Origin of the sequence: Blastococcus sp. TF02A-35 (assembly GCF_004571075.1) — a bacterium.
Classification (GTDB): Bacteria; Actinomycetota; Actinomycetes; order Mycobacteriales; family Geodermatophilaceae; genus Blastococcus.
In genome coordinates this window covers 1-3,087 of record NZ_SPQP01000079.1, presented here as the reverse complement: position 1 = coordinate 3,087, position 3,087 = coordinate 1, and the positions used below count along the sequence as shown (strand labels likewise).

General features: G+C 75.2%; 5 protein-coding genes. 4 read left to right on the top strand and 1 reads right to left on the bottom strand.

What is annotated here, in order from left to right:
• Positions 1–323 (bottom strand): hypothetical protein (locus E4P43_RS19640; protein ID WP_209313982.1); only part of this gene is annotated, 323 nt, incomplete at its 3' end.
• A 267-nt stretch (positions 324–590) separates the two neighbouring features.
• Between E4P43_RS19640 and rimP the strand changes: the two genes are divergently transcribed.
• The 4 genes from rimP to E4P43_RS19620 form a co-directional block, all read left to right on the top strand.
• A complete protein-coding gene (gene rimP / locus E4P43_RS19635) occupies positions 591–1,223 on the top strand; it encodes a ribosome maturation factor RimP (protein ID WP_135147188.1) in 633 nt (210 codons plus the stop codon).
• Complete coding sequence (nusA, locus tag E4P43_RS19630; protein WP_135147187.1) at positions 1,220–2,371, top strand: transcription termination factor NusA; 1,152 nt, start codon at positions 1,220–1,222, stop codon at positions 2,369–2,371. The genes rimP and nusA overlap by 4 nt, the downstream gene beginning before the upstream one ends.
• Positions 2,372–2,388: 17 nt before the next feature.
• A complete protein-coding gene (locus E4P43_RS19625; RefSeq protein ID WP_245159279.1) occupies positions 2,389–2,646 on the top strand; it encodes a YlxR family protein in 258 nt (85 codons plus the stop codon).
• 179 nt (positions 2,647–2,825) lie between these two features.
• The coding region (locus E4P43_RS19620) for a translation initiation factor IF-2 N-terminal domain-containing protein (protein WP_135147186.1) at positions 2,826–3,087 on the top strand (262 nt) is incomplete at its 3' end.

Here is a 3,087-nt window from a genome sequence, read left to right as displayed (position 1 = left end):
GGCGGGCGGCCGGCGGGGCGGTCCCCGGGCGCGGCGGCGCGCAGGCTGTCCAGCTGCTCGGCCGCCTGGGTCGCCAGGTCCGCGGCGGCGGACGCGAGCGCGGGGTCGGCGTCGAAGGCCAGCTCGTAGGCGGCGACCAGCGTCTCCTGCACGGCCACCTGGCCGGCCAGCTCGTCGGCCTGCTCGCTGGTGACGGCGTCCCGCTCCTCCTCGGGCGACGAGGAGGTGCACCCGGCGGCGACCACGGCGACCCCCGCCGCGGAGGCCGCGAGCAGGGTGCGGCGGGTGAACGTCCGCGGGCCGGGGAGGGCGGTGGGAGGCATCACCCCCATCCTGGCAGCCGGACGGTCCGGCAGCCGGTCGTACGCCCGGCTCGACGCTCCGCGTCGCCACCGCCGCTCCCGCCCGCCCCTCCCGTCCCACGGCCCGGCCGGCCGGGCCGTCCGGTGCGGCGGGCCGGTGCCACCGGGCGGGCGGTAGCCTTGGCCCTTCCCCACGACACGGCGACCGGCCCGTGCGGCAGGTCCACGGCGCCGGACCGCAGGGGTGCGCACGGCACCGTGCCGCCGACCGAGCCTGAGGAGGCAAGCGTGTCCGCCTCTCGCGGAACCCAGCGGATCGACCCCGCCACCGAGCGGCTGTCCGGCTGGATCCAGCCGGTCATCAGCGAGGCGGGCTACGACCTCGAGGAGCTCGTGGTCACCCCCGCCGGCCGCCGCAGCGTGGTGCGCGTGGTCGTGGACCGCGACGCCGGGGTCACCCTGGACGACATCGCGGAGGTCAGCCGCGCCGTCTCCGAGGTGCTGGACCGCAACGACGACGGCATGGGCCGCACCCCCTACGTGCTCGAGGTGACCAGCCCCGGCGTGGACCGGCCGCTCACCGAGCAGCGCCACTGGCGGCGCAACACCGGCCGCCTGGTGCAGGTCACCGCGGGCCCGGCCGGGTCCACCGAGCAGCTGACCGGCCGCATCACCGCCGTGGAGGACGCCGGCGTGACGCTGGCGGTGGAGGCGAAGGGCAAGCCGGGGGCGAAGAAGCGTCCCCCGCAGCCCCGGCTCGTGCCGTGGGCCGAGCTCGGCGCCGGCCACGTGCAGGTGGAGTTCGGGCGCGCCGCGGACGACCACCACGACATCGACGACGAGATCGCGCAGGACGACGCCGCGGAGCTCGAGGGCCTGGACGAGGCCGAGCTCGCGGACGACGACGGAGGAGACAAGTGAACATCGACGTCACCGCGCTCAAGGCGGTGGAGCGGGAGAAGGGCATCCCGGTCGACACGGTGATCGAGGCCCTCGAGACGGCGCTGGTCACGGCCTACCGGCACGCCGACGGCGCCGCCAAGCACGTGCGGGTGCACGTGGACCGCAAGAGCGGCGAGGTCGCCGTCCTGGCCCAGGAGCTGGGCCCTGACGGCGAGGTCGTGCGCGAGTGGGACGACACCCCCTCGGACTTCGGCCGCATCGCCGCCAGCACCGCCAAGCAGGTCATCGTGCAGCGGCTGCGCGACGCCGAGCACGAGCAGACCTTCGGCGAGTACGCCGGCAAGGAAGGCGACATCGTCAGCGGCATCGTGCAGGCCGACCAGCGGCGCAACGCCAGCGGCCTGGTGATGATCGACATCGGCAAGGTCGAGGCCGTGCTGCCGTCGGCCGAGCAGGTGCCGGGGGAGACCTACACCCACGGCAGCCGGATCAAGGCCTACGTGGTGGCGGTCTCGCGGACCTTCCGCGGCCCCCAGGTCACCGTCTCCCGCACGCACCCGAACCTGGTGCGCAAGCTCTTCGCCCTCGAGGTCCCCGAGATCGCCGACGGCAGCGTCGAGATCGTCGCCGTCGCCCGCGAGGCGGGGCACCGGTCGAAGATCGCCGTCCGCACCAAGGTGCCCGGTCTCAACGCGAAGGGCGCCTGCATCGGTCCCATGGGCCAGCGGGTGCGCAACGTGATGAGCGAGCTGCACGGCGAGAAGATCGACATCGTCGACTGGTCGGAGGACCCGGCGGAGTTCGTCGCGCAGGCGCTCAGCCCCGCCCGCGTGAGCAGCGCGCGCGTCGTCGACGCCCAGGCCAAGGCCGTGCGCGTGGTCGTCCCCGACTACCAGCTGTCCCTCGCGATCGGCAAGGAGGGGCAGAACGCCCGCCTCGCCGCCCGGCTGACCGGGTGCCGGATCGACATCCGCAGCGACGCCCAGCCCGACGACGCCGACGCAACCCCCTCGCCGGGGGTGGGCCGCCCGCCGCTGCGCTCGGGCCTGCCGGCTCACCCGGCCGGGGGACGCGGCGGTGCACCGGGCGGCCGGGGGCAGGCCCCGGGAGCCGGTCAGCGATCCGCGCCGCAGCGCGCGGAACATCGCGGGCCGGCCACGCGCTAGAGTTACGGATGGCCGAGATGTCGCTTCCGGTCCGCACCTGCGTGGGGTGCCGGAAGCGCGCAACGGTCGACGATCTGCTGCGCATCGTCGTGGTGGCCGGGGAGCTGGTCCCCGACCCACGACGGGTGCTCCCCGGTCGCGGTGCCTCGCTGCACCCGACCGCGGAGTGCCTCCGCGCTGCGGAACGACGTCGGGCCTTCGGGCGGGCGCTGCGAACCAGCGCCCCCGTGGAGGTCGGTCCGCTCCGGGAGCACGTCCTCGGTACCTCCTCCTGAGGTCCCGGGACCGAGGCCCGGACCGGGCGACAGCAGGACCCAGTCGGGCCGGCACCAGGCCGGTCCGCACGTCGACAGGACACCGTCGGATGACTCAGCCGTGAAGTTCTCACGATGACCATGCGCCACTAACGACGAGGTCGAGCGGGCAAGCCGCCGGCCTCACCAAGAGGAGACCCGTGCCAGGCAAAGCCCGCGTACACGAACTCGCCAAGGAGTTCGGTGTCGACAGCAAGACCGTGCTCGCCACGCTCAAGGAGCAGGGCGAGTTCGTGAAGTCCGCGTCCTCCACCGTCGAGGCCCCCGTGGCCCGGCGGCTGCGCGAGGCGCTCGGCGCCGCCACCGGTGGCGGCAACGGTGGGGCCTCCCCGGCTCCCGCCGCCCGTCCCAGCGCCCCGGCGCCCAAGCCCGCCGCGCCTGCCGCCCCGGCGGCCTCAGATC

Coding starts and splice junctions, on each gene's coding strand:
- E4P43_RS19625 (WP_245159279.1), top strand. CDS start 2,389: ATGTCGCTTCCGGTCCGCACCTGCGTGGGGTGCCGGAAGCGCGCAACG.